The organism is Bacillus sp. OK048 (assembly GCF_900103525.1).
GTDB lineage: Bacteria > Bacillota > Bacilli > Bacillales > Cytobacillaceae > Neobacillus.
Map to the genome: position 1 here is coordinate 85321 of NZ_FNHN01000008.1, position 21229 is coordinate 106549.

Below are 21229 nucleotides of genomic sequence, written 5' to 3' on the forward strand. Positions count from 1 at the left end.
GGGCAGCCATTTTTAATGGGTGCCCAAATTTATTAACTAGTTGATAGCCATTGTTTCCTTGAACGAAATTTGAATTTCTTTCATTTCGTCGTTATAGGATAAACAAGTTTCTGTATCCTCAAAAAACCATATATCATTTCCTTCAACATAGAAACTTATGCCATTTATTTCTTTAGTAAATCCAATATTTGATGGTGCCTCGGCTGAAAATGCCAAGCTAAAGCCCTTGTTTTTCTCACCAAACCCATCATATTGCGGAAACATTCTTACGGTATTGTTGTTTTGGAATTCATTCGTGAACCACATTGCAGCTTTTTCATCAATAGAAATCATCATATAAAATGCACCAACCTTTTCCAAATGGTAAGATCCATAATAAGATTGAAACCATGTAAATTTGCAAGAAATATTAAGTTATTTCTTATGATATTAGATTAAGGCTTTAGATCTGATTTGCATGTGATATTTTTCACAATACTCATTAAAGTTTAGGAGTTTTAAAAAAAAGTTCATAATCCTGCAATAATCACTCTAAAGAGCGGATAATAAAGATATATATTTTGGCAGGTGCATTGTTTTTGAAATTGTAACATATATAAAGTGCTTAAGATGTTAAAATGGATTTACTACGAATGAGGAGCTAATAACATGGAGCAAAAACTTGATAAATTGACGGATAACATCTCGGATATTAAATCGTTAATTCATTCATTTAATAAAACATTAGAAAATATTGAAAATAGACTTTCTCGCTTAGAGCAAATGGACAGAATTGAACATCGGGTAGAGGTTAATCAAATTGATTTATCAGATATTAAAGAGTCTCTTCAGCGTGTTGAGGACGTACAGAGTAATGTAATTAAAGAAATAAAGAAAAATTCAGGCAATGCTGAGGAAGTAAAACATATAAATCGTCGCCTCGATTCACATCTAATTAAGTTAGCTAAAGCAGAAGAAGAAATTATTATCTTAAAAAATAAATAACCCAAAAAAGCTCAGACTAGACCTGATCTTTTTTGGGTTGAACAAACAACTGAAAGGGCCTTCAATTATCTGTTAAATAATTTTTTAAGTGCTGTAAAGAGAAGTGCTATAGAAAAAATAATCATAGCTAATGAGCCTACGATATCAAAAATAGGACCTAAGAAGCTTAAATATGATACCAGTTCAACACTCATTAATACAAAACCAGATAGTATTGCAGCTAAGAATAATAAAATTAATTCCATCGTTATTTCTCACCCCTTTAGTATAAAATATGAATTGGAGTGTGTAAGTGATTGGATTATTACAAATTTATTACAAAAAAAACAGACCAATAATCAACTTGGTCTGCTTTAATAAATGCTCTTTATGAAAGTACTTCCGTCTGTGACAAGGGCATTTTATGATTATTTTGTTCTACATCACTACTAACCTTAGTTACTTCGACATATTTAATATGATGGTCCTCCATATCAAGTATCTTGAATGAATAGGGCTCATGATAAATGGAGTCTCCCTCTTTTGCTTCATAATTTTCGGTTAATATCCAGCCGCCAATGGTGTCGACATCCACATCATCAATATCGACCCCTAGCAGATCATTCACTTCTGTTACCAATACCTTGGAATCAATAATATAGTGATGTTCCGTAATTTTCCGAATCATTGGAATTTCATCCGAATCAAACTCATCACGAATTTCACCAACAATTTCCTCGAGAATATCTTCAACTGTAACAAGACCCGATGTACCACCATATTCATCCATTAATATTGCCATGTGCATACGATCTTTTTGCATTTTCACCAATAAATCATGGATGGGAATCGTCTCTATTACTCTAATAATTGGACGAGTATAGTGTTCTAATGTTTTGGTTGAAAGGGTTTCGTTACTGATTAAATCAGTAACCATTTCTTTAATATTAACAAGACCAATAATATGGTCTTTATCACCATCAATAATCGGATATCTCGTATATTTTTCCTCACGGATGACCTGAAGAAAAGTATCTAAGGTATCATCCTTAGATAATGAAACGATTTCCGTTCGTGGAACCATAATTTCTTTGGCAATACGATTATCGAATTCAAAAATTTTATTTACATACTTAAACTCTGATTGGTTAATCTCGCCGCTTTTATAGCTTTCAGATAGGATAATTCGAAGTTCTTCCTCGGTATGTGCCATGTCATTTTCAGAGACAGGCTTAAGACCAAAAATACTCGTCACAATTCGTGCTGACCCATTTAATATCCAAATAAACGGGTACATCACTTTGTAAAAGAAAATTAGAGGTCGTGACATAATGAGTGTAATCAATTCAGCTTTTTGAATAGCAAGTGTTTTAGGTGCCAGTTCTCCTACGACAACATGTAAAAAAGTGATGGTCGAAAATGCAATCCCAATGGATAAGATATGGGATACACCTTCAGGAATTTCTAGTCCAGTAAAAAGGGGTGTGAGTAAATGTTCTATTGTTGATTCCCCAATCCAACCTAAAGCAAGCGCAGTAATGGTAATTCCCAACTGACAGGCTGAAAGATATTCATCCAGGTTTGAAATTACTTTTTTTGCTGAAATTGCACTCGAATTACCTTCCTCAATTAACTGATCGATTCTAGAACTCCGAATTTTTACTATAGCAAACTCAGAAGTTACAAAAAAAGCAGTTAACGCAATTAAAATGGCTATAATAACCAAGTTAAATATGTCCAAATAAGTTCCCTTAGCTCGTTTTATACGAGGTAAGGAGTCACCTCCTAATAATTTAAAAGAAAACTAGATATGAAGAAATTAGATTTGGAACATTTTTCGCTTAAAAACCAGTACGATTTCTGCTATTTCACCGATTCGATAGACAGCCCCAACATATCACCTCGGGTAATCTAAATTTTAAAATAATTATAGTAAATAACAACTGTACAGTCAAACGTTCTAGTTTGTATAGAGTTGGTATCAACATTTTATGAATAAAGTCTTGTCTATATGAATCGGAAAGTTATAAATTTCGGTTAAAATTACGAAACAAAAGCCTCCTATAAAGGAGACGCTGCAAGTGGTAATTTAATTGTAAAGATAGTAAGTTCTGGCGTTGAAGAACAGGTTAAGTTACCTTTATGTTTTTCAATAATTTCTTTACACACAAATAGTCCAAGCCCGGTACCGAGCTTTTTAGTCGTGAAAAAAGGCTCAAAAATGGTTTTACTCAATTCAAAAGGAATCATCGGTCCATTATTGGAGATGGACAATATCAAATGTGTGTCATTCTCTATGTAACTTTTAATTTCAATCGTTGGGTTTGAGATTCTGTGATGGTTTAACACGTCAATGGCATTAAAGATAATATTAATAAAGACTTGTCGTATTTCATCTGCATAACCATAAAGTATCATCTCTTCAGCAATTTTTTTATTTATTTTTACATTACCATCTAAAATACTAGGATATAAGAAATTCAATACCTCATCAATTAATTTATTATGATGAAATTGTTCCTTTTCTTTACCAATTAGTTCTTTTTTTGATAATAGTAAAAACTGTGAAATTCGGAAATTTAGCTGATCTAACTCACTGGAAATAATATCCAAATATTTCATATCTGGATGGTCAGCCTTAAGAAGTTGTATAAACCCTTGGATAGATGTGAGAGGATTTCTAAATTCATGAATAAAGCTAGATGTCATTTGTCCAAGAAGTGTTAAACGATCCTGGTGAGTTGAATCGATAAACATTGATTTTTCTTCAATGATTTTATTTTTTGCTTCAGTATAATGAGTCACAGCATAATACAAAAATTTATCAAAGCAGAAATTGATCTTATTAATTGATTCTTGAAGGTCGGTCCATTGTAAACCAGCTTTACTTAAATAACTGTACAACACAGTTCTTCCATGATTAACATTATAAACAAATTCCCCAATATTAATATTGGCCAGGGCTCTTTCCTCAGATACTTTTAAAGCATGCTCTTTGAGTATGTTCAATAGCTCTTGTTCACTCATTAGATGCATGTTAAGAATGACATTAACAAGAGCGATACCATTTTCACGGATTTTTTCTTTAAAGGGATCATCATTAGAAATGATTATTGAATTTTCCCATTCAAGAAGTAAGTTCTCTTTATTCTTCTTAAAAAAGGTTATTAAATCTGTACGGACTTCTGATAACATCACTATTTCCTCCTAAGGCATGGCCAAACTGATTAAAAGATAATTCGTGATAATAGTGGAAAATCCCTTTAAATAATAATAGGCGAATTTTACAATTATTCTTTTTTTGAGGTATTGTTATTAATTATACCATGAATGGTATGTTTTCCTTGTAAAATTACTATAATAATAGTATATTCATTTTTGTAATCAATTAAATATTTCCACAAGGGGAGCTGCTTTTAAGTGGCTGAGAGTGAACGTTCGAGTTCTGACCCTATGAACCTGTTAGTTAACGCTAGCGTAGGGATGTGGTTTGCCGAATATCAATTCAAGCAATGCAGACAATCCTTAAATGTCCTGCATTGCTTTTTTTTTGGCGCCATATAGAATTTTTAGCAAGTAGCATCGAACGTTCTTTCGCAAAGTCAAAATAGGGGGAACAGGTATGGAGAAAAAGCGTAGTAACACATTATTTTTAGTAGAAGTGGCAGTATTTTCAGCATTAGCTTATTTATTGGATTTAGTTTCAGGACTCTTGTCGCTAAAAGTGTGGCCACAGGGAGGATCTATATCAATTGCGATGATTCCAATTTTCATCATGGCATTTCGTTGGGGAATAAAAGGTGGGATCCTATCTGGATTTTTACTCGGATTACTTCAATTTATCCTTGGTTTTTCACAAATTTATACCCCTCTTCAAGGTATTATTGATTATGGTGTTGCATTTACAGTTGTTGGTTTAGCTGGTATCTTTGCATCTCGGGTGAAAAATTCTCTTTCGAATAAAAACAAAAAAGGCTGGATTACCTATGTGATTTTAGGAACATTTTTGGGAAGTGCTCTTAGATATTTAGCTCATGTTTATTCAGGGATTGTATTCTTTGGTGAATTTGCACCTGATGGCCAGCCAGTTGCTGTTTATTCCTTAATTTATAATGGAACTTATATGCTGCCAAGCTTTATCGTAAGTGCTATTTTAGTAATCCTAGTAATAAGCGCAGCACCGAAAAAGATGATATAAAAAAGAGAAAAGTCCTTGACTTTTCTCTTTTTTTTGAGACTTTTTCGTTTTTTTGTCACATTTTCTATAAGATATTATGGTAAAATTAGTTTATAAAGAAAGATAATCATTCTCAATTAACATAAGTTAGGGTGATAGAGATGTTCGGTTCATTTAAAGCAGGGGATAAAGGGAAAATCGTTAACATATCAAATGTGGGTCGCCTAGTCCAAAGACGCTTACTAGATCTTGGGATTACAGAAGGCTCTGAAGTTTGTGTCAAATGCATCATGCCATTTGGTGGTCCAGTGTTGATAGAATCTTGTGGACAATGTGTTGGTCTCCGTCGTAAAGAAGCGTGCTTAATAGAAGTGGAGAGAGTTTAATGGAAATTGCCCTTATTGGAAACCCGAATACTGGAAAAACTTCATTGTTTAACAATCTAACAGGTTCCTACGAATATGTTGGCAACTGGAGCGGAGTTACAGTTGAAAAGAAAGTCGGAGTTTTCAAGAATAATATAGGTAGACTAATTGATTTGCCTGGTGTTTATTCACTGAATCCATTATCAAAGGATGAAGGGGTTGTTACTTCTTTTTTCTTAGATGAACCTGTGGATAGGTTGCTAAATATTTTAGATGCTTCACAATTAGAACGTAATTTACATCTAACCTTACAATTGCTTGAATTTGAGAAACCAACATTAATTGGCTTAAATATGGTAGATGTTGCAGCAAATCGAGGAATTCAAATTGATCCAGAAAAGCTATCACAGATATTAGGCGTACCTGTTGTTCCTGTTGTTGCGCGAAGTGGAAAAGGCTGCGATCGATTAATTGAGGTCATTTCAACAAGCTCCAACCAATCAAAGGTAAAAAAACATGTCTACTATGGGACAGCTGTAGAAGATGCGATAAACAAATTATCTGTTGAATTAATCGGAAAAACCGAGCATTCACCTAGGTGGCTAGCTATTCAACTATTTGAGGGGAATGAATACGTAAAAGGATATCTTTCCGATCTTGTAGAAACAAATAAACTAGAAACATTCATCACTCAATTAGAATCGGTAATTAAAAAGGAAGATATCCATATAAAATCTCTGTCGAACTATATTTATCTGAAACGAAAAGAAGTAATAGAAAAAATTCTAGAGGCTTCTGTTAAAAAAATTGGTACCACTGTTCCACTATCAGAAAAAATTGATAATATCGTAACGAATCGTTATCTAGGAATGCCAATCTTCTTACTTTGTATGTACTTGATGTTTATGCTTACTTTTGATTGGCTTGGAACACCTTTATCTGATGTCCTGGACGGATTTTTAACTGGACCGGTAACCACAGGTTTTGAAAGTATCCTAAATGCTATTAATGCTTCAGACTTTATCCAGGCATTGATTTTAGAAGGACTTGTTGCTGGTGTTGGCGGGGTATTGGTGTTTGTTCCACAGATTTTTATTCTTTTCTTTTTTATTTCCTTATTAGAGGATTCTGGTTATATGGCTCGTGTCGCGCTTGTGATGGACCGAATTATGGAGTCCGTAGGGCTAAATGGCAAGGCGTTTATCCCCATGATGATTGGATTTGGCTGTAATGTACCTGGAATCATGGCTGCTAGAACAATTGAAACACCTAGAGAAAGACTAATGACCATTTTATTAACGCCGCTAATGTCATGCTCTGCACGCCTTCCTGTATACGCATTATTTGTAGGTGCATTTTTTGTAGGGAATAAAGCACTTGTTGTGTTAAGCCTTTATGTTCTTGGAATTGTTGTTGCATTAGTATTAGCAAAAATTTTTACGAAAACATTATTAAAATCTGAAACATCGCTGTTCGTTATCGAACTACCGCCGTATCGGCTTCCACAAGTTCAATCGCTTTGGAAGAGTACATGGGATAAGGGAAAGGGCTTTGTTAGAAAAGCAGGAACGTTTATCTTTGCTGGTTCTGTATTCATTTGGCTGTTATCATATGCAGGACCAAATGGATTAAAAGTGGATATGGATGATAGCTTTTTAGCTGCAATAGGAAATTTATTTGCACCTATTCTTGAACCAATTGGATTTGGAACATGGCAGGCTGCTGCCTCTTTAATCACTGGCTTTTTAGCAAAAGAAGCAATCATTTCTACCATGAATATTATTTATTTTGTGCCTAATGATGCGAGTTTGCAAGGTTTACTAAGTGATTTCTACACTCCACTTGCTGCCTATAGCTTTATGGTTTTTATCCTATTATATATTCCGTGTTTAGCAACTGTGGCAACAATATATAAAGAGACTGGCTCAAAAAAGTGGACTGCTTTTTCAATTATTTATGCATTATTTATTGCTTATACATTATGCTTGGTTATTTATCAAGGCGGAAAACTGTTCGGACTAGTATAAGATTAGGAGGGTGTTCCATATGATAGCAAGTATCATCATTGGCACTGCGATTTTTGGTTATGCCGCTTGGGCATTAGTGAAATTTATTAATAAATCAAAAAAAGGAAAATGTGCCGCGTGTGATCTTGAAAAATCCTGCTCGAGTCAAAGTCAATGCGGCACGCCTATAAAATAAACTATTAAAACTGCTATCATTTAATCGATAGTAGTTTTTTCTTTTAAATCGTGGTGAACTTGTGTAAAATTACACTAGTAGTAGGTGAAAGTAGGTTTTTCTAATGAATAGGGAAGAAATTATTAAGCTAGTTTCAGATAAATTACGATTAATCCGCACAGAAGCAGGCTATACACAGGATAAAATGGCTGATATCATTGGTGTATCAAAAAAAACCCTAGTTCAGATTGAAAAAGGAAGGGTTCTTGCAAGCTGGTCAACGGTGGTATCCATATGTGCACTGTTTAGAGAGACAGAAACAGTCCAATTTTTGTTTGGTAATGAACCACTGGAGGTCTTGGAGACAGTCGCACGAGAAGGAATCGACTATCGTAAGATGAAAACGTTTGGCGGTAGAATTTGGTGGCGAGAAGTTTCAAGAAAAAATGGCTTTATTCTGCAACAGAATATTCTTAGTAAACATTTTAGAATTTTAGACGAAAAACATTATCGTGTTTATAGCAGTTTTGATGAGAAACAATCTAAAATCCGCTTTAAAGAATTAATTAAAAATGAATAAGTTGCTGGAAATGGTCCTTGATTTTTTCAAGGATTTTTTTTATTCTGGCCATTTTTGGATAATTTTTCCCATCATTGGGAAAAAGAAAATGATGTCCTTCATTTCATATTTTTAAGGAGGAGCTATGAAAAAAGTTGTGAATAATTGGAAACGATGGCATATGAACCAAGTGGTGGTTTTATCGTTTTCTCTTTTTGTTTTAGGCTTTTTAGGAATTCTCTATGCATATTCAATGGATGCAGACATTTCTTCACTCAAAAATGAGCTGCCCCAAGCGACGGTATTTTATGATATTCACAGTGAAGTTGCTAGTAAGGTATCGGCTAATAAGAATGAAGGTGTCTCAATCAGTCATGTCCCTGAATCTATGAAAAATGCAGTGATAGCAATTGAGGACCACCGATTTTATCAGCACCATGGAATTGATTTTATCGGTATCACTAGGGCGCTTATTCGGGACATACAGGCTATGGGCATGGTAGAGGGTGGCAGCACGATTACCCAGCAGTTAACGAAAAACACATTACTTACCTCCCAAAAAACCTTGAAGAGAAAAATAGATGAAGTATTTTTAGCAATGAAAATTGAGAGACAATACAGCAAGCAGGAAATCCTGCAAATGTACTTAAACCAGATTTATTTTGGAGACGGTGCTTGGGGTATTAAGCAGGCAACTCGTAATTACTTTGGAAAAGAGGTAAAGGACCTGTCCATTGGTGAATCAGCATTATTGGCAGGTATCATTAAAGCACCATCTGCCCTAAATCCATATCATCATTTAGAAAAAGCGACACAGAGGAAAAATCTAGTCTTAGCACAGATGAAGATGCAAGGGTTTCTAACAACACAGGAGTATGAACATGCAATAAATGAAAAGATAGTCTTAAATAATAAAGGCGGTGACCCTTTTCGAGGAAAATATCCTCACTATGTTGACCAAGTATTTGAAGAAGCAATTGAAGAATACCATTTATCCCAGGATGAATTACTAACAAACGGGTATCAAATTTATACTGAGCTTGATCCTACTATGCAGCATGCGATGGAAAAAACTTTTCAAAACGACGCATTATTTCCAAAAGGGTCAGATCAAATTGTTCAAAGTGGCGGAATTCTTGTTGATCCACAAACGGGTGGAATTCGAGCAATCGTTGGTGGACGTGGAGAGCATACTTTTAGAGGATACAATCGTGCAACAGGATTAAAGGCGCAGCCAGGTTCAACGATAAAACCGCTGGCTGTATTTACACCTGCACTCGAAGCTGGATGGGAAATTACAGATATGCTAATGGATGAACCAATGAGCTTTGGTGAGTATGAACCTAGCAATTACAACCATGAATATGCAGGCCAGGTGCCGATGTATGAAGCGATGAAAGAATCCAAAAATGTTTCATCCGTTTGGCTCTTAAATGAAATTGGCATTGAAAACGGAATCGATTCAACAAAACGTTTTGGAATTCCGTTAGTTAAAGGTGATCGTAATTTATCACTTGCCTTAGGTGGATTAGAGCATGGAGTCTCTCCACTAATAATGGCGGAGGCCTATTCCGTCTTTCCTAATAATGGAGTCAGAACGAAAGCACATGTAATAAGAAAGATTGTTGACGCTGATGGGAATACTGTGGCCGAGTGGAAGGAGAAAAAAGACAGAGTCACAACAAAAGAAGTCACAGACCAAATGACCACGATGCTACTCGGTGTGGTTGAACATGGGTCAGGAAAAAGTGCGCAAATAGCTGGTAGGGAAATAGCAGGAAAAACAGGCTCTACACAGGTGCCAATTGAAGGTGTTACGGGTGTAAAAGATCAATGGTTTGTTGGCTACACACCACAATTAGTTGGAGCAGTATGGGTGGGTTACGATAAAACGGATGAAAAACATTACTTAAAAACGACCAGCAGTGCAGGAGCGGCAATTGTGTTTCGTGAGGTAATGAAAGATGCATTAAAAGGAATTCCTGCAATAAGTTTTAACGTTCAGCACATTGATACGTTGATGGAGAAGAGGCTTGAGGAAAAAGAGGAGTTGAATCGTAAATCTCTTGAAGAATATTTTAATGATGGAGCAAGTAGATGGGAAGAAAAGTGGAGAAAGCAGAAAGAAAAGTGGGAAAAACGCTGGAAGAAACTTGGCCCTAACTTTAAGTACTAGATGGTAGGCACGAAGAGATTCGTGCCTTTTGTGTTAGAATGAAAACAGCCTTTACCCAAAATAAATCGTAAAAAAAGATGAACGAAAGACTTTCAAAGACGTCTTATACATAAATAGAAAAATAGGGATTGATGGGGGAAAGTGAGGACAAGACGGATGGATCCAGTAGTTAAAAGTGCAAAAGAAGGGGATCATCTTGCATTTGCCATGTTGTTTAAAGAAAATTATCCATTCCTTGTAAAGTATTTAATAAAGGTTACAATGAATCCCGATATAGCAGAAGAACTTGCACAAGAAACAATGGCAAAATGTATTCAAAAAATTCATCTCTATAATGGTCAAAGTAAATTTTCAACTTGGCTGATTTCCATTGCTACCAATACTTACATTGACCTTTGTAGAAAACAAAAAAGAGAAAACAATTGGAAAGGACAAGAAGAGATTTACCGAAAGTTGAAATGGCATTTTGAAAGCCGGAATGAAGAATGGAATGATGCCATAGAAGCATTAGGAAAATTACCTGTAGATGTACGGATTCCCATCGTCCTTAAGCATTATTATGGTTACTCATATGATGAAATTGGTGCATGGCTTAAAATTTCTTCCGGAACGGTTAAATCAAGAGTTCATAATGGTATTTTGGCAGTAAGAAGGGAGCTGAAAATAGGTGAAGAAACAGAAGGTCGTCATACTCGACAACGAACAACAAAATAAACGTGACTTAGATGCTATTCACGCACTGCAAGAAGGGTTAACTAAGGTTGATCAATTCCCTGTCTATACTCCGGATTTACAATGGTTTGAAAAAATGGTTCAAACTGAGAAGCAAAATAGCAGGAAAAAACTAATGATAGAATTATCCATGTTTATCATGATAGCATTATTCATTTTAAGTGGAATAATCGTATCTTTTTACCAAATGCCTGTGGTATTTATCTTAATTCAAATCATTACTTCGATTTTTATTGTACTATATACAATTACAAAGTTTAGTAAGAAGGTGAATATTAATGAGTGAAGAACTCTCACTATCTGTCATAATCCTAGTTGTTGCAATCTTGTTGCTCCAAAGTATCTTTTTGTTCTTGGATGCGAGGAAACGCAACCATAACTATTGGTTGTGGGGAATTGTTGGTCTCATTCAAGCACCAATGCCTACCCTATTTTACTTAGTATTTGTACGGAAAATCTTTCAAAAAAATACCGATTAAAAAATATTCATGTCTGTTTAAATCGAAAAGAAAATTCTGAAAAATAGGTTTGACATATAAATGAACTGGTGATAATCTAACAAAGGATGAAAAAAAAGGAAAAGGAGGGTTACCAAATGATTGTTTTAAACAGCACAGTAGTAGCAACTGAATATTTGAATGTAACCTGTCCTAGTACGCCTTCTTATTAATTAATTTAATCTGGGTATTGTCATGGTCCAACACGGGTTGCGTTCTTTTTTAACGTAACGTGTGTTTTTTTGTCTCTAATTTTAGTTTGTCGGGGCATACTGCACAAATGCGGTATGCCTTTTTGTCTTTTTTACAGGGAGGGATATTATGTTTTCTGTTTTAAAAAAATTAAGTTGGTTTTTTAAAGAATATTGGAAGCGGTATGTAGTTGCTATTTTTTTATTAATTTTAGTTGGGATTCTAGATGTTTTACCGCCTAAATTACTCGGAACGGTAATCGATGATATTCATTTAGGCGAAATGAATAATGAAAAAATAGTAAAGTATGTAGGTTACTTACTCTTACTAATGATACTTTCATACGGAATTACCTACGTTTGGATGTATAAATTATTTGGTGGTGCCTTTCTTGTTGAGAGGAAGCTACGTTCTCGGTTTATGAAACATTTATTAAAAATGTCACCAACTTTTTATGAGAAAAATCGGACCGGTGATTTAATGGCCAGGGCCACCAATGATTTAAAGGCGATTTCCACCACCGCAGGGTTTGGAATACTAACCCTGGTGGACTCAAGTGTCTGGATGCTGACTCTTATTATTACCATGGGACTCTTAATCAGCTGGAAGTTGACCATTGCCGCGATCCTTCCATTACCAATTATGGCTTATATTATGCAAGTTTACGGAAATAGGATTCATAAGCGCTTCATGGAAGCGCAGGATGCATTTGGGGAGCTTAATGACCGAGTTTTAGAATCAGTCGCCGGTGTTAGAGTTATTCGTGCATATGTACAAGAAGAGGCGGATGGGAGACGATTCCACGAATTAACTGAAGATGTCTTTAAAAAAAATATTAAGGTGGCAAGGATAGACTCTTTATTTGATCCAACAGTAAAAATACTTGTGGGAATCAGCTATATTATTGGACTTGGTTATGGAGCCTATTTAGTATTCAACCAGTCGATAACCTTAGGTGATCTTGTGTCATTTAATGTTTACTTAGGTATGTTAATCTGGCCAATGTTTGCGATTGGTGAATTAATTAATATTATGCAAAGAGGAAATGCTTCGTTAGACAGGGTAAATGAAACATTATCTTTTCAAGAGACAGTTGAGACTCCAGTTCACCCAGTTAAGCTCGAAACTGCTAATAGAATTGATTATAAACAAGTAACGTTTCGGTATCCTTCTTCCAAGGAGGATAATTTAACAGATATAACGATTCAACTGTTCCAAGGGCAGACACTAGGAATAGTTGGAAAAACAGGAAGTGGAAAAACAACTGTGATAAAGCAATTATTAAGGCAATATCCACTTGGATCAGGTGATATGTCTATCGCAGGAGTTTCACTTAAGAAGCAGACACTGGATCAAGTTCGTAAATGGATTGGATATGTACCTCAAGACCATGTTCTTTTTTCAAGAAGTGTCAAAGAAAATATCTTGTTTGGGAACAAAGAAGCAACCGAAGAAGAATTAGAAAGGGCAATCGATTTAGCTGCATTCCGAAAGGACTTAGAAATGCTCCCAGATGGGTTAGAGACACTCGTTGGTGAAAAAGGTGTGGCACTTTCAGGTGGTCAAAAACAAAGGATTTCAATTGCGCGAGCACTTATTAAAAATCCAGAAATCCTTATACTTGATGATTCCTTATCGGCTGTTGATGCAAAAACAGAAAAAAGTATTATTGACAATATTCGTGAGTTACGAAAAGACAAAACCACCATTATCACGACTCACCGAATGTCTGCTGTTCTACATGCAGACCACATCATTGTTCTTGATGAAGGAAAAGTAATTGAAGAAGGAACACATGATCAACTGCTTTCGAATGAAGGATGGTATAAAGAACAGTATTTACGTCAACAAGTGGAAAACAATTTGGAAGAGGGGGTGACAGCATGAACACAGGAAGGCGATTAACCGAGTATGCTTTACAGTATAAAAAAATCATTTTTACCGCGCTGTTTATGCTGACCATTTCCGTTGTTACAGATCTTGCTGGTCCATTCATTGCGAAAAACATTATCGACCAACATATTTTAGGCATTGAGTCTGTTTGGAACGAAACTACAAGAGGAAAAGATACAGCTGAATATAACGGGAAATTTTATAAAAAGGAAAAGAATTTCTCCAGTGATGAAGAAAAGGGGATAGCAATAAGAATTTTGCAGGTGGGTGCAAAGTTTGTAATTATTAATGAAAAGCTAGAATTCGATGGTAAAAGAACGTTTGATCAGGGGATATTAACGGTCGAAAATGGATCGAAGAAAGTAGAATATGAAGCAAAACCCTTAACAAATAAGGAGCTGAAGCTGTTTTACCAATTGGAAATCCCATCAATAATCGAGCTTTTGATCATTTACTTTGGTTTATTAGTGATCTCTGCTATTTTTCAATACGGTCAAAGGTTTTTACTGCAAAAGTCAGCAAATCGTATTATACAAAAAATGCGTGAAGATGTATTCGAACAGATTCAGCGACTTCCGATACATTATTTTGATAACCTTCCTGCTGGGAAAGTGGTGGCAAGGATCACCAATGACACAGAAGCAATCCGTGAACTTTATGTAACCGTATTAGCTCAATTTTTTACAAGTGCGATTTATATTACGGGAATATATGCGGCCCTTTTTATCCTAGATGTGAAGCTGGCAGCCATTTGCTTATTACTATTGCCAATCCTTTATGGATGGATGAAATTATATCGGAAGTTTGCTTCAACATACAATCGTGTCATTCGCTCAAGAAACAGTGATATCAATGCGACGATTAATGAATCTATTGGCGGCATGAGTATTATTCAAGCATTTGGAATGGAAAAAGAGACAGAAAAGGAATTCGAAAAGCTGAATACTGAACATTTTATGTATCAAAATAAATTATTAAGCTTAAATGCTTTGACGTCTCATAATTTAGTTGGGGTCTTAAGAAACATGGTTTTTGTAGCCTTTATTTGGTATTTTGGCGGTCTTTCTATAAATCCTGCTTCAGTGATTTCACTTGGTGTACTCTATGCCTTTGTAGATTACATTAATCGTCTATTTAATCCAATACAAGGGATTGTCAATCAATTGGCCAATTTGGAAACCGCCTTAGTTGCTGGTGAAAGAGTGTTTAGGCTAATGGATGAACAAGGTGAAAATGTAAGAAAAGAACGAATCGAGCGTGTTCGCGGCAATGTTAAATTCGAGCATGTGTCTTTCGGTTATAAAGAAGGCGAGTATGTATTAAATGATATTAATTTTGAAGCTAAACAAGGCCAGACAGTTGCCCTTGTGGGACACACTGGTTCTGGAAAAAGCTCTATTATGAATTTGCTTTTCCGTTTCTATGATTGCCAAAAGGGGAAAATCCTCATTGATGGAAAGGATATCAGCAGCATCCCACGCCAAACAATTCGTGATCATATGGGGATTGTATTACAGGATCCATACCTGTTTACCGGTACGATTGTCTCTAATGTAAGTCTTGGAGATCCATCCATAACGAGAGAAATGGTGGAAAAGGCGTTACAGGATGTTGGTGCAGATAAGGTCTTTAGAAACTTGGAAAATGGCTATGACGAACCTGTAATTGAAAAAGGAAGTACACTTTCGAGCGGACAGCGTCAGTTAATTTCGTTTGCGCGAGCTCTTGCTTTTAACCCAGCAATCCTAATCTTAGATGAAGCTACATCAAGTATAGATACCGAAACGGAAGCTGTTATCCAAGAAGCCATGGATGTCCTGAAAAAAGGAAGAACTACTTTTATTATTGCGCACAGGTTATCAACCATCCGCAATGCTGATCAAATTCTTGTCTTAGACCGTGGAAGAATCGTAGAGCGTGGTTCACATGAGGAGTTAATGATGGTAAAAGGAAAATATTATCAAATGTATGAGCTCCAAAAAGGTAGTGCTAGTCTAGCTGGGTAATCGTTCATGGAATGTTCATAAATTCATTGATAACCAGTTACTTTTATCACAGGTAAAAACTCTTTATTATGATAATTTATATATGTTTAAGCTCTTTCATAATAAAGGGGTGGAATGCAGATGGACTTTTCAATCGTTAATGTTATTGGTAGTTTATTAATTCTTTCTTATTTTATTGGTTATATGGTTGTTAAACATTAAACTACAGACAATTGTCTGTAGTTTTTTTACTATTTTTGGGAATATATATGTTAGTGAGGTGAATAAATCTATGGAGAAATATAGAGTTGAAAGAGATACACTTGGTGATGTCAGGGTTCCAGTTGATAAATTTTGGGGAGCACAAACACAACGAAGCCTTAAAAATTTTGATATTGGATCCGAAAAAATGCCGATTGAAGTTGTATTTGCACTAACCTTAATCAAAAAAGCAGCCGCTATTGTCAACCATGAATTAGGAAAATTATCTGAAGGAAAGATGAAGTCTGTTGTTTTTGTTTGTGACCAAATCCTTTCAGGGAGATATAACGATCATTTTCCACTTGCCGTTTGGCAAACAGGGAGCGGCACTCAAACCAATATGAATGTGAACGAGGTTATTGCAAACCGTGCAAATGAATTATTAATGAATCAAGGGAATAATGAGCGGGTTCATCCAAATGATGATGTGAATATGTCGCAGAGTTCTAACGATACGTTTCCAACAGCTATGCATATCGCGGCGTACAAAAAATTAACCGAGCATTTACTTCCCGCTATTACTGAATTAAAGGCCACTATGATAAAAAAGGAAAAGGCTTTTAAGAATATAGTTAAGATTGGCAGAACTCATCTACAGGATGCTACCCCATTGACACTCGGACAGGAAATAAGCGGTTGGAGAGCAATGCTTGATAAGGATGAAACGATGGTAGTAGATTCAAGCAAATATTTACGGAGCCTTGCTATAGGTGGTACTGCGGTTGGAACAGGTATAAACGCGCACCCAGAGTTTGGGGATAAAATGGCGGAACAGCTTTCAAAATTGACTGGTTATCCGTTTCAAGCTTCAAATAATAAATTTCACGCATTAACGAGTCATGGTGAAATCGTCTTTGTACACGGTGCGTTAAAAGCATTGGCTGCAGATTTAATGAAAATCGCTAATGATGTCAGGTGGCTTGCAAGCGGACCACGCAGTGGAATAGGAGAGTTGATTATTCCAGCTAATGAGCCTGGAAGTTCTATTATGCCGGGTAAGGTAAATCCAACTCAAAGTGAAGCGCTAACGATGGTAGCCTGCCAAATTTTTGGGAATGATGCCACCATCGGATTTGCGGCCAGTCAGGGGAACTTTGAATTAAATGTTTTTAAGCCTGTAATAATTTTTAATGTCATTCAATCAATATCGCTGTTAACCGATAGTATTCGTTCTTTTAATGAAAAATGTGCGGTTGGAATTGAAGTAAACGAAGAAGTAATTACAATGCATGTGGAACAAACTTTAATGCTTGTGACAGCTTTAAATCCACATATCGGCTACGAGAAAGCAGCCGAGATTGCAAAGCTTGCCTTCAGAGAAAATAGTACTTTAAAGGAAGCTGCCATTAAAACAGGATATGTTTCAGCAGTGCAATTTGATGAATGGGTTAAACCAGAGAATATGGTTTAATCCAATAAAAGCCCCCTACCTAATGGAGGGGGCTTAAGCCATGTTATTTATTTGTTGAACTGTTCTTTTTTGAAATTAGCGTTGGTACCCGCCAAGTTGTGATTCTGCCATTGCAACTAGACGCTTAGTGATTTCTCCTCCAACAGAACCGTTTGCGCGAGAAGTAGTATCTCCACCAAGTTGTACACCAAATTCTGTTGCAATTTCATACTTCATTTGTTGAAGTGCTTGCTCCACTCCAGGTACTAAAAGTTGATTAGAGTTGTTGTTACTAGCCATAGTTGAATAACACTCCTCTTAATAAATTTGGGGTCAGTATGGAATTGAACCATTTTGGTTATGATAACCATTGCCGCCTTGGCCTAACCCATCGTGGTAAGTTGTTGCTTGCTTTGTAATATTTATTATGATTAAAAATGGACAGCTTATTCGATTATTTATTTAGTAATTTATTCCATTACATAGTGCTGTAATAGTAACGTAAACTAACCATATACATTAAATTAGGCTGTGTTAAACTAGGCTGTTGATTTGTGCTCCAGGCGCTTCGCTTTCCGCAGGCGGTTCGGGAAGCCTCCTCGGCGCTAAAGCGCCTGCGGGGTCTCCCCTGTCCCGTCCTCCTGCAGGAGTCTCGCGCCTTCCGCAAAAATCAACATTGTCATAAAATCAACATTTACCTATAACACAGCCATAAAATAAAGGGTGAATAGAAATGTCAATATGCCCAATATGCAATGGTTTACGTGAAGTATCGGTTCAATGCACCCATTGTGGGGAACAAATGTTGGAGAGTGGACGGTTAATGGATTTCTATGATGATTATAGTCCGTATATGGAAATTGAATTAATGAAAATGGAGGACGGCTATCCAGATACAAACTCAGCTCAAAAATGCCCACATCTATATACATGTCCAACCTGTCATAAAGATGAGATAATTTTTATTAAAGAATAAACCAAGATCCCAAAACGGGACCTTGGTTTATTATCAATCATTATTCATTTTTTGCGCGAATGCGAGACTCAGTTTCTATATTAAAGAAATGAGCTTTATTCATGTCAAATGCTAAATCAAGAGAATCTCCAGGGTGAATGTCAGCTCTTGAATCAAGACGTGCTACAAAGTCCTGATCATCAATGCTGGAGTAAACCATTAATTCTGCACCCGTTAATTCAGCTACATCAACATTTACTTTGATTTTTGTACCTGTTGAAGCTTCAATGAATACAGGCTCATCATGGATGTCTTCTGGACGAACGCCAAGGATAATTGGTTTTCCAACATAACCTTGCTCACGAAGGACCTTCATTTTACCTTCAGGTACTGAGATAGATGTTTTTCCTGCTACAAATTTGCCATCTTCAAGCTTTCCGTTAAAGAAGTTCATGGCTGGTGAACCGATAAATCCGCCTACGAATACGTTTTCAGGCTTTTCGTATACTTCTTTAGGTGTACCTACTTGTTGAATAATACCATCCTTCATAACAACTAGCCTTGAAGCCATTGTCATCGCTTCTGTTTGGTCATGTGTTACGTAAATAGTAGTTGTATTTAAACGACGGTGCAACTTAGCAATTTCAGCACGCATCGCAACACGAAGTTTTGCATCAAGGTTAGAAAGAGGCTCGTCCATTAAGAATACCTTTGCATCACGGACAATCGCACGTCCTAAGGCAACACGCTGACGTTGACCACCGGATAATGCTTTTGGCTTTCTTTTTAAATAAGCTTCTAATCCTAAGATTTTAGCTGCTTCATTTACACGGCGATCAATTTCATCCTTCGGAAACTTACGAAGTTTTAGACCAAAAGCCATATTATCATAAACGGTCATATGTGGATAGAGTGCATAGTTTTGGAAAACCATCGCGATATCACGATCTTTAGGAGCTACATCGTTCACTCGTTTTCCATCGATGAAAAAGTCACCTTGTGAAATTTCCTCAAGTCCAGCGACCATACGAAGTGTTGTTGATTTACCACAGCCTGATGGACCAACAAAGACGATAAATTCCTTATCTTGTATATGTAGGTTAAAGTCTGAAACTGCGGTAACCTTATTATCGTAAATTTTATATATATGATCTAATACTAACTCTGCCATTGTGTAAAACCTCCTAAGTTTTGATTAACTTAAGTTTACATGAAAAGGCTTACAGACAATATGGACATACTGCACAAAGTTCCCAACTCATTATTTGTGCAGATTGTCTAGCTACAGCGCCTAAGGGCTCGGGTCATAAGCCAATCCGTCAAGAAGGTCAAAGAACGACCTTCCTGCCGGCTCGTCTTATGCCGGTCGCCCTTGGACAAGGCGCTTCTGCTTTTCTAATTGTCATGTTGAAATAACAAGCAAGCTAAAAATACAGTAAATGCTCCATAAAAATCTTTTAATTGAACTCCTGTTTTATCAATGAACTTGTCCAATCGGTATTGAAGGGTGTTTCGATGAATATACAATTTCTTGGCTGTCATACTTGCATTTAAGTTACTTTCTAGAAAAACCTTAATGGTTACGTATAGCTCAGGGTCGTCTAAAAATACTTCTAAAAAGTCTTTGTACAACTTCTCTTTAATATGATTCGGAAGGTTAGCAGCAACGAATGGCGGGAAAACTTTTTCAAAAGTAAAAGTATTTGAACCTGAAAGGTGACTTTTTGCAAATTGAAAATACTCTTTTTCTTGCCGGTACTGGTTAGGAAGCTGATTTGACAAAGGAAATAGTTTACCGATATAAAATGAAATTTTTACATAAAAATCACTTTCTAACGTATCAGAAATAGAAGCTAACTCACTTTCAGATAAAGATATTTGTCTTTTTTCTTCAATTACACATCCATTTTGGCTGTCTTCCCAGATATATTGGACCTCATTAGAAAAAAATCCATTTAGGGCTGATTCAATTTCATCTTGCTCGACATTCCCTTTAATATGAAACTGAATAATTCGAAAATTACTATCAGTACTTGATGTCGGCAATGGTCCATCTACCATTAAAAATTCATACCATTTCCCGAATGGCTTGGATGGGATGTTCACCTGTTGATAAAGTACTTGCAGAAGGTTAAACTCTTTTTCTGTTAGTTTTGATTTTGGAATAGCAAGCCATTGATTCTCAGATTGGTCGTAAAATAGGTGAAATTGATTAGAAATATGCAGTGGCTTTTCAGAAAATAGGACTGAATCTTCGTATAAGGACATGATTTTTTTAAACAAGGTCAATTTCTCCATTTAAGTAATTTTTAGAAATAATCCACTAATTATATCATAAAAAAGACTAACTCCTGATAATCTCAAGAATTAGCCTTTCATCCATCATTCAATTGTGTGAAGGGGGTTCCTCTTCAGTAAGATCTCGCGCTTCTTCAATATTCGTTGAATCATGTCGGGAATGAACGGAACCGCCAGACATGCCTTCATTTATCATTCGATCAATATCTAGGTAGACCTTATCCCTGCCTTCAAACAATAAGTCTTTTTTCACTTGAACATCTTTTCTATTTTCCACACCTATCAATCCCTTTCCATGTCTTACACTGGTTAGTTTGTGGAAATCGGGTTATTCATAAACATGAAAAAGCATTAATTCGTGAATTTGGCTAGTTAAGGTTTCAATATCTTCCTGTTCAGGGGTATTGACTGTCCATTCAACTTTTCCAGTTTGATGATAGGTACCTGAAAATCGTTGTTTTTTATAGTAAAAGGAAAAATTCCACCCGGGAATATTTTTATTTTCAAATAAAGGCTTAAACTGAAAGTGTGTCAGCATCATTTTCATCTCCTTTATAGGCTAGTTGGTACTTCTAGCTTACGAGAAAAAATGATAATACTCCAGT

General features: G+C 35.9%; 24 protein-coding genes and 1 riboswitch. Of the genes, 15 read left to right on the top strand and 9 right to left on the bottom strand.

Translation table 11 applies throughout. From position 1 onward, the window contains the following. Nucleotides 1-36 precede the first annotated feature (36 nt). Nucleotides 37-336: a HesB/YadR/YfhF family protein gene (locus BLR86_RS15615; protein WP_175492918.1), complete on the bottom strand. Its 300-nt coding sequence runs from the start codon at nt 334-336 to the stop codon at nt 37-39. A 312-nt stretch (nt 337-648) separates the two neighbouring features. On the opposite strand from BLR86_RS15615, the gene BLR86_RS15620 reads away from it, so the two are divergent. Continuing rightward, entirely contained in the window at nt 649-984 is a 336-nt protein-coding gene (locus BLR86_RS15620; protein ID WP_254782346.1) for a hypothetical protein, read from the top strand. Nucleotides 985-1049: 65 nt separating this feature from the next. On the opposite strand, the gene BLR86_RS15625 is transcribed toward BLR86_RS15620, so the two are convergent. From BLR86_RS15625 to BLR86_RS15635, 3 genes are all read right to left on the bottom strand, one after another. Next, entirely contained in the window at nt 1050-1229 is a 180-nt protein-coding gene (locus BLR86_RS15625) for a hypothetical protein (protein WP_090763138.1), read from the bottom strand. Nucleotides 1230-1351: 122 nt separating this feature from the next. Next, nucleotides 1352-2704 carry a hemolysin family protein gene (locus tag BLR86_RS15630; protein ID WP_090763140.1) on the bottom strand — a complete coding sequence of 451 codons (1353 nt, stop codon included), beginning with the start codon at nt 2702-2704 and terminating at the stop codon, nt 1352-1354. A gap of 320 nt (nt 2705-3024) precedes the next feature. Continuing rightward, nucleotides 3025-4158, bottom strand: coding sequence for a histidine kinase N-terminal domain-containing protein (locus BLR86_RS15635; protein ID WP_090763143.1), 1134 nt, complete (start codon nt 4156-4158; stop codon nt 3025-3027). 198 nt (nt 4159-4356) lie between these two features. Beyond that, nucleotides 4357-4464, top strand: a riboswitch (TPP riboswitch). A gap of 121 nt (nt 4465-4585) precedes the next feature. On the opposite strand from BLR86_RS15635, the gene thiT reads away from it, so the two are divergent. The 12 genes from thiT to fumC all read left to right on the top strand — a co-directional run bounded on the left by thiT (nt 4586) and on the right by fumC (nt 17392). Then, nucleotides 4586-5161: an energy-coupled thiamine transporter ThiT gene (thiT, locus tag BLR86_RS15640; protein WP_090763151.1), complete on the top strand. Its 576-nt coding sequence runs from the start codon at nt 4586-4588 to the stop codon at nt 5159-5161. A gap of 140 nt (nt 5162-5301) precedes the next feature. After that, the gene (locus tag BLR86_RS15645; protein WP_090763153.1) at nt 5302-5526 is read left to right on the top strand and encodes a FeoA family protein; all 225 of its coding nucleotides are present in this window, start codon (nt 5302-5304) and stop codon (nt 5524-5526) included. Continuing rightward, entirely contained in the window at nt 5526-7532 is a 2007-nt protein-coding gene (feoB, locus tag BLR86_RS15650; protein ID WP_090763156.1) for a ferrous iron transport protein B, read from the top strand. The genes BLR86_RS15645 and feoB overlap by 1 nt, the downstream gene beginning before the upstream one ends. 19 nt (nt 7533-7551) lie before the next feature. Next, the gene (locus BLR86_RS15655) at nt 7552-7707 is read left to right on the top strand and encodes a FeoB-associated Cys-rich membrane protein (protein ID WP_090763159.1); all 156 of its coding nucleotides are present in this window, start codon (nt 7552-7554) and stop codon (nt 7705-7707) included. A gap of 103 nt (nt 7708-7810) precedes the next feature. Next, entirely contained in the window at nt 7811-8266 is a 456-nt protein-coding gene (locus BLR86_RS15660) for a helix-turn-helix transcriptional regulator (protein WP_090763161.1), read from the top strand. A gap of 124 nt (nt 8267-8390) precedes the next feature. Next, nucleotides 8391-10421: a transglycosylase domain-containing protein gene (locus BLR86_RS15665; protein WP_217642390.1), complete on the top strand. Its 2031-nt coding sequence runs from the start codon at nt 8391-8393 to the stop codon at nt 10419-10421. A gap of 156 nt (nt 10422-10577) precedes the next feature. Then, nucleotides 10578-11135, top strand: coding sequence for an RNA polymerase sigma factor SigY (gene sigY / locus BLR86_RS15670; protein WP_090763165.1), 558 nt, complete (start codon nt 10578-10580; stop codon nt 11133-11135). After that, nucleotides 11089-11439 (top strand): YxlC family protein, encoded by a 351-nt coding sequence (locus BLR86_RS15675; RefSeq protein WP_090763168.1) that lies wholly within the window; start codon nt 11089-11091, stop codon nt 11437-11439. Before sigY ends, BLR86_RS15675 begins: the two co-directional genes overlap by 47 nt. After that, the gene (locus tag BLR86_RS15680) at nt 11432-11632 is read left to right on the top strand and encodes a sigma-Y antisigma factor component (RefSeq protein ID WP_090763170.1); all 201 of its coding nucleotides are present in this window, start codon (nt 11432-11434) and stop codon (nt 11630-11632) included. The genes BLR86_RS15675 and BLR86_RS15680 overlap by 8 nt, the downstream gene beginning before the upstream one ends. A 339-nt stretch (nt 11633-11971) precedes the next feature. Then, nucleotides 11972-13729: an ABC transporter ATP-binding protein gene (locus BLR86_RS15685; RefSeq protein ID WP_090763173.1), complete on the top strand. Its 1758-nt coding sequence runs from the start codon at nt 11972-11974 to the stop codon at nt 13727-13729. Further along, nucleotides 13726-15741, top strand: a complete 2016-nt coding sequence (locus BLR86_RS15690; RefSeq protein ID WP_090763176.1) for an ABC transporter ATP-binding protein — start codon at nt 13726-13728, stop codon at nt 15739-15741. The genes BLR86_RS15685 and BLR86_RS15690 overlap by 4 nt, the downstream gene beginning before the upstream one ends. A 271-nt stretch (nt 15742-16012) precedes the next feature. Continuing rightward, a complete protein-coding gene (gene fumC / locus BLR86_RS15695; RefSeq protein ID WP_090763180.1) occupies nt 16013-17392 on the top strand; it encodes a class II fumarate hydratase in 1380 nt (459 codons plus the stop codon). Nucleotides 17393-17467: 75 nt separating this feature from the next. Here fumC and BLR86_RS15700 read toward each other — a convergent pair whose 3' ends face one another. Further along, nucleotides 17468-17671: an alpha/beta-type small acid-soluble spore protein gene (locus BLR86_RS15700; RefSeq protein ID WP_090763183.1), complete on the bottom strand. Its 204-nt coding sequence runs from the start codon at nt 17669-17671 to the stop codon at nt 17468-17470. Nucleotides 17672-18104: 433 nt separating this feature from the next. Between BLR86_RS15700 and BLR86_RS15705 the strand changes: the two genes are divergently transcribed. Further along, complete coding sequence (locus tag BLR86_RS15705; RefSeq protein WP_090763186.1) at nt 18105-18347, top strand: hypothetical protein; 243 nt, start codon at nt 18105-18107, stop codon at nt 18345-18347. 40 nt (nt 18348-18387) lie between these two features. Here BLR86_RS15705 and BLR86_RS15710 read toward each other — a convergent pair whose 3' ends face one another. After that, nucleotides 18388-19497, bottom strand: coding sequence for an ABC transporter ATP-binding protein (locus tag BLR86_RS15710; protein ID WP_090763188.1), 1110 nt, complete (start codon nt 19495-19497; stop codon nt 18388-18390). 20 nt (nt 19498-19517) lie between these two features. Between BLR86_RS15710 and BLR86_RS26445 the strand changes: the two genes are divergently transcribed. Beyond that, nucleotides 19518-19742, top strand: coding sequence for a hypothetical protein (locus BLR86_RS26445; protein ID WP_139185628.1), 225 nt, complete (start codon nt 19518-19520; stop codon nt 19740-19742). Here BLR86_RS26445 and BLR86_RS15715 read toward each other — a convergent pair. From BLR86_RS15715 to BLR86_RS15725, 3 genes are all read right to left on the bottom strand, one after another. After that, entirely contained in the window at nt 19722-20609 is an 888-nt protein-coding gene (locus tag BLR86_RS15715) for a PucR family transcriptional regulator (RefSeq protein ID WP_175492919.1), read from the bottom strand. The genes BLR86_RS26445 and BLR86_RS15715 overlap by 21 nt on opposite strands. Before the next feature lie 103 nt (nt 20610-20712). Continuing rightward, nucleotides 20713-20901 (bottom strand): hypothetical protein, encoded by a 189-nt coding sequence (locus BLR86_RS15720; protein WP_090763194.1) that lies wholly within the window; start codon nt 20899-20901, stop codon nt 20713-20715. 51 nt (nt 20902-20952) lie between these two features. Continuing rightward, nucleotides 20953-21162 (bottom strand): YheE family protein, encoded by a 210-nt coding sequence (locus tag BLR86_RS15725; protein ID WP_090763197.1) that lies wholly within the window; start codon nt 21160-21162, stop codon nt 20953-20955. Nucleotides 21163-21229: the final 67 nt, after the last annotated feature.

Coding starts and splice junctions, on each gene's coding strand:
- BLR86_RS15615 (WP_175492918.1), bottom strand. CDS start 336: ATGATGATTTCTATTGATGAAAAAGCTGCAATGTGGTTCACGAATGAA.
- BLR86_RS15620 (WP_254782346.1), top strand. CDS start 649: ATGGAGCAAAAACTTGATAAATTGACGGATAACATCTCGGATATTAAA.
- BLR86_RS15625 (WP_090763138.1), bottom strand. CDS start 1,229: ATGGAATTAATTTTATTATTCTTAGCTGCAATACTATCTGGTTTTGTA.
- BLR86_RS15635 (WP_090763143.1), bottom strand. CDS start 4,158: ATGTTATCAGAAGTCCGTACAGATTTAATAACCTTTTTTAAGAAGAAT.
- thiT (WP_090763151.1), top strand. CDS start 4,586: ATGGAGAAAAAGCGTAGTAACACATTATTTTTAGTAGAAGTGGCAGTA.
- BLR86_RS15645 (WP_090763153.1), top strand. CDS start 5,302: ATGTTCGGTTCATTTAAAGCAGGGGATAAAGGGAAAATCGTTAACATA.
- feoB (WP_090763156.1), top strand. CDS start 5,526: ATGGAAATTGCCCTTATTGGAAACCCGAATACTGGAAAAACTTCATTG.
- BLR86_RS15655 (WP_090763159.1), top strand. CDS start 7,552: ATGATAGCAAGTATCATCATTGGCACTGCGATTTTTGGTTATGCCGCT.
- BLR86_RS15660 (WP_090763161.1), top strand. CDS start 7,811: ATGAATAGGGAAGAAATTATTAAGCTAGTTTCAGATAAATTACGATTA.
- BLR86_RS15665 (WP_217642390.1), top strand. CDS start 8,391: ATGAAAAAAGTTGTGAATAATTGGAAACGATGGCATATGAACCAAGTG.
- sigY (WP_090763165.1), top strand. CDS start 10,578: ATGGATCCAGTAGTTAAAAGTGCAAAAGAAGGGGATCATCTTGCATTT.
- BLR86_RS15680 (WP_090763170.1), top strand. CDS start 11,432: ATGAGTGAAGAACTCTCACTATCTGTCATAATCCTAGTTGTTGCAATC.
- BLR86_RS15685 (WP_090763173.1), top strand. CDS start 11,972: ATGTTTTCTGTTTTAAAAAAATTAAGTTGGTTTTTTAAAGAATATTGG.
- BLR86_RS15690 (WP_090763176.1), top strand. CDS start 13,726: ATGAACACAGGAAGGCGATTAACCGAGTATGCTTTACAGTATAAAAAA.
- fumC (WP_090763180.1), top strand. CDS start 16,013: ATGGAGAAATATAGAGTTGAAAGAGATACACTTGGTGATGTCAGGGTT.
- BLR86_RS15700 (WP_090763183.1), bottom strand. CDS start 17,671: ATGGCTAGTAACAACAACTCTAATCAACTTTTAGTACCTGGAGTGGAG.
- BLR86_RS15705 (WP_090763186.1), top strand. CDS start 18,105: ATGTCAATATGCCCAATATGCAATGGTTTACGTGAAGTATCGGTTCAA.
- BLR86_RS15710 (WP_090763188.1), bottom strand. CDS start 19,497: ATGGCAGAGTTAGTATTAGATCATATATATAAAATTTACGATAATAAG.
- BLR86_RS15725 (WP_090763197.1), bottom strand. CDS start 21,162: ATGCTGACACACTTTCAGTTTAAGCCTTTATTTGAAAATAAAAATATT.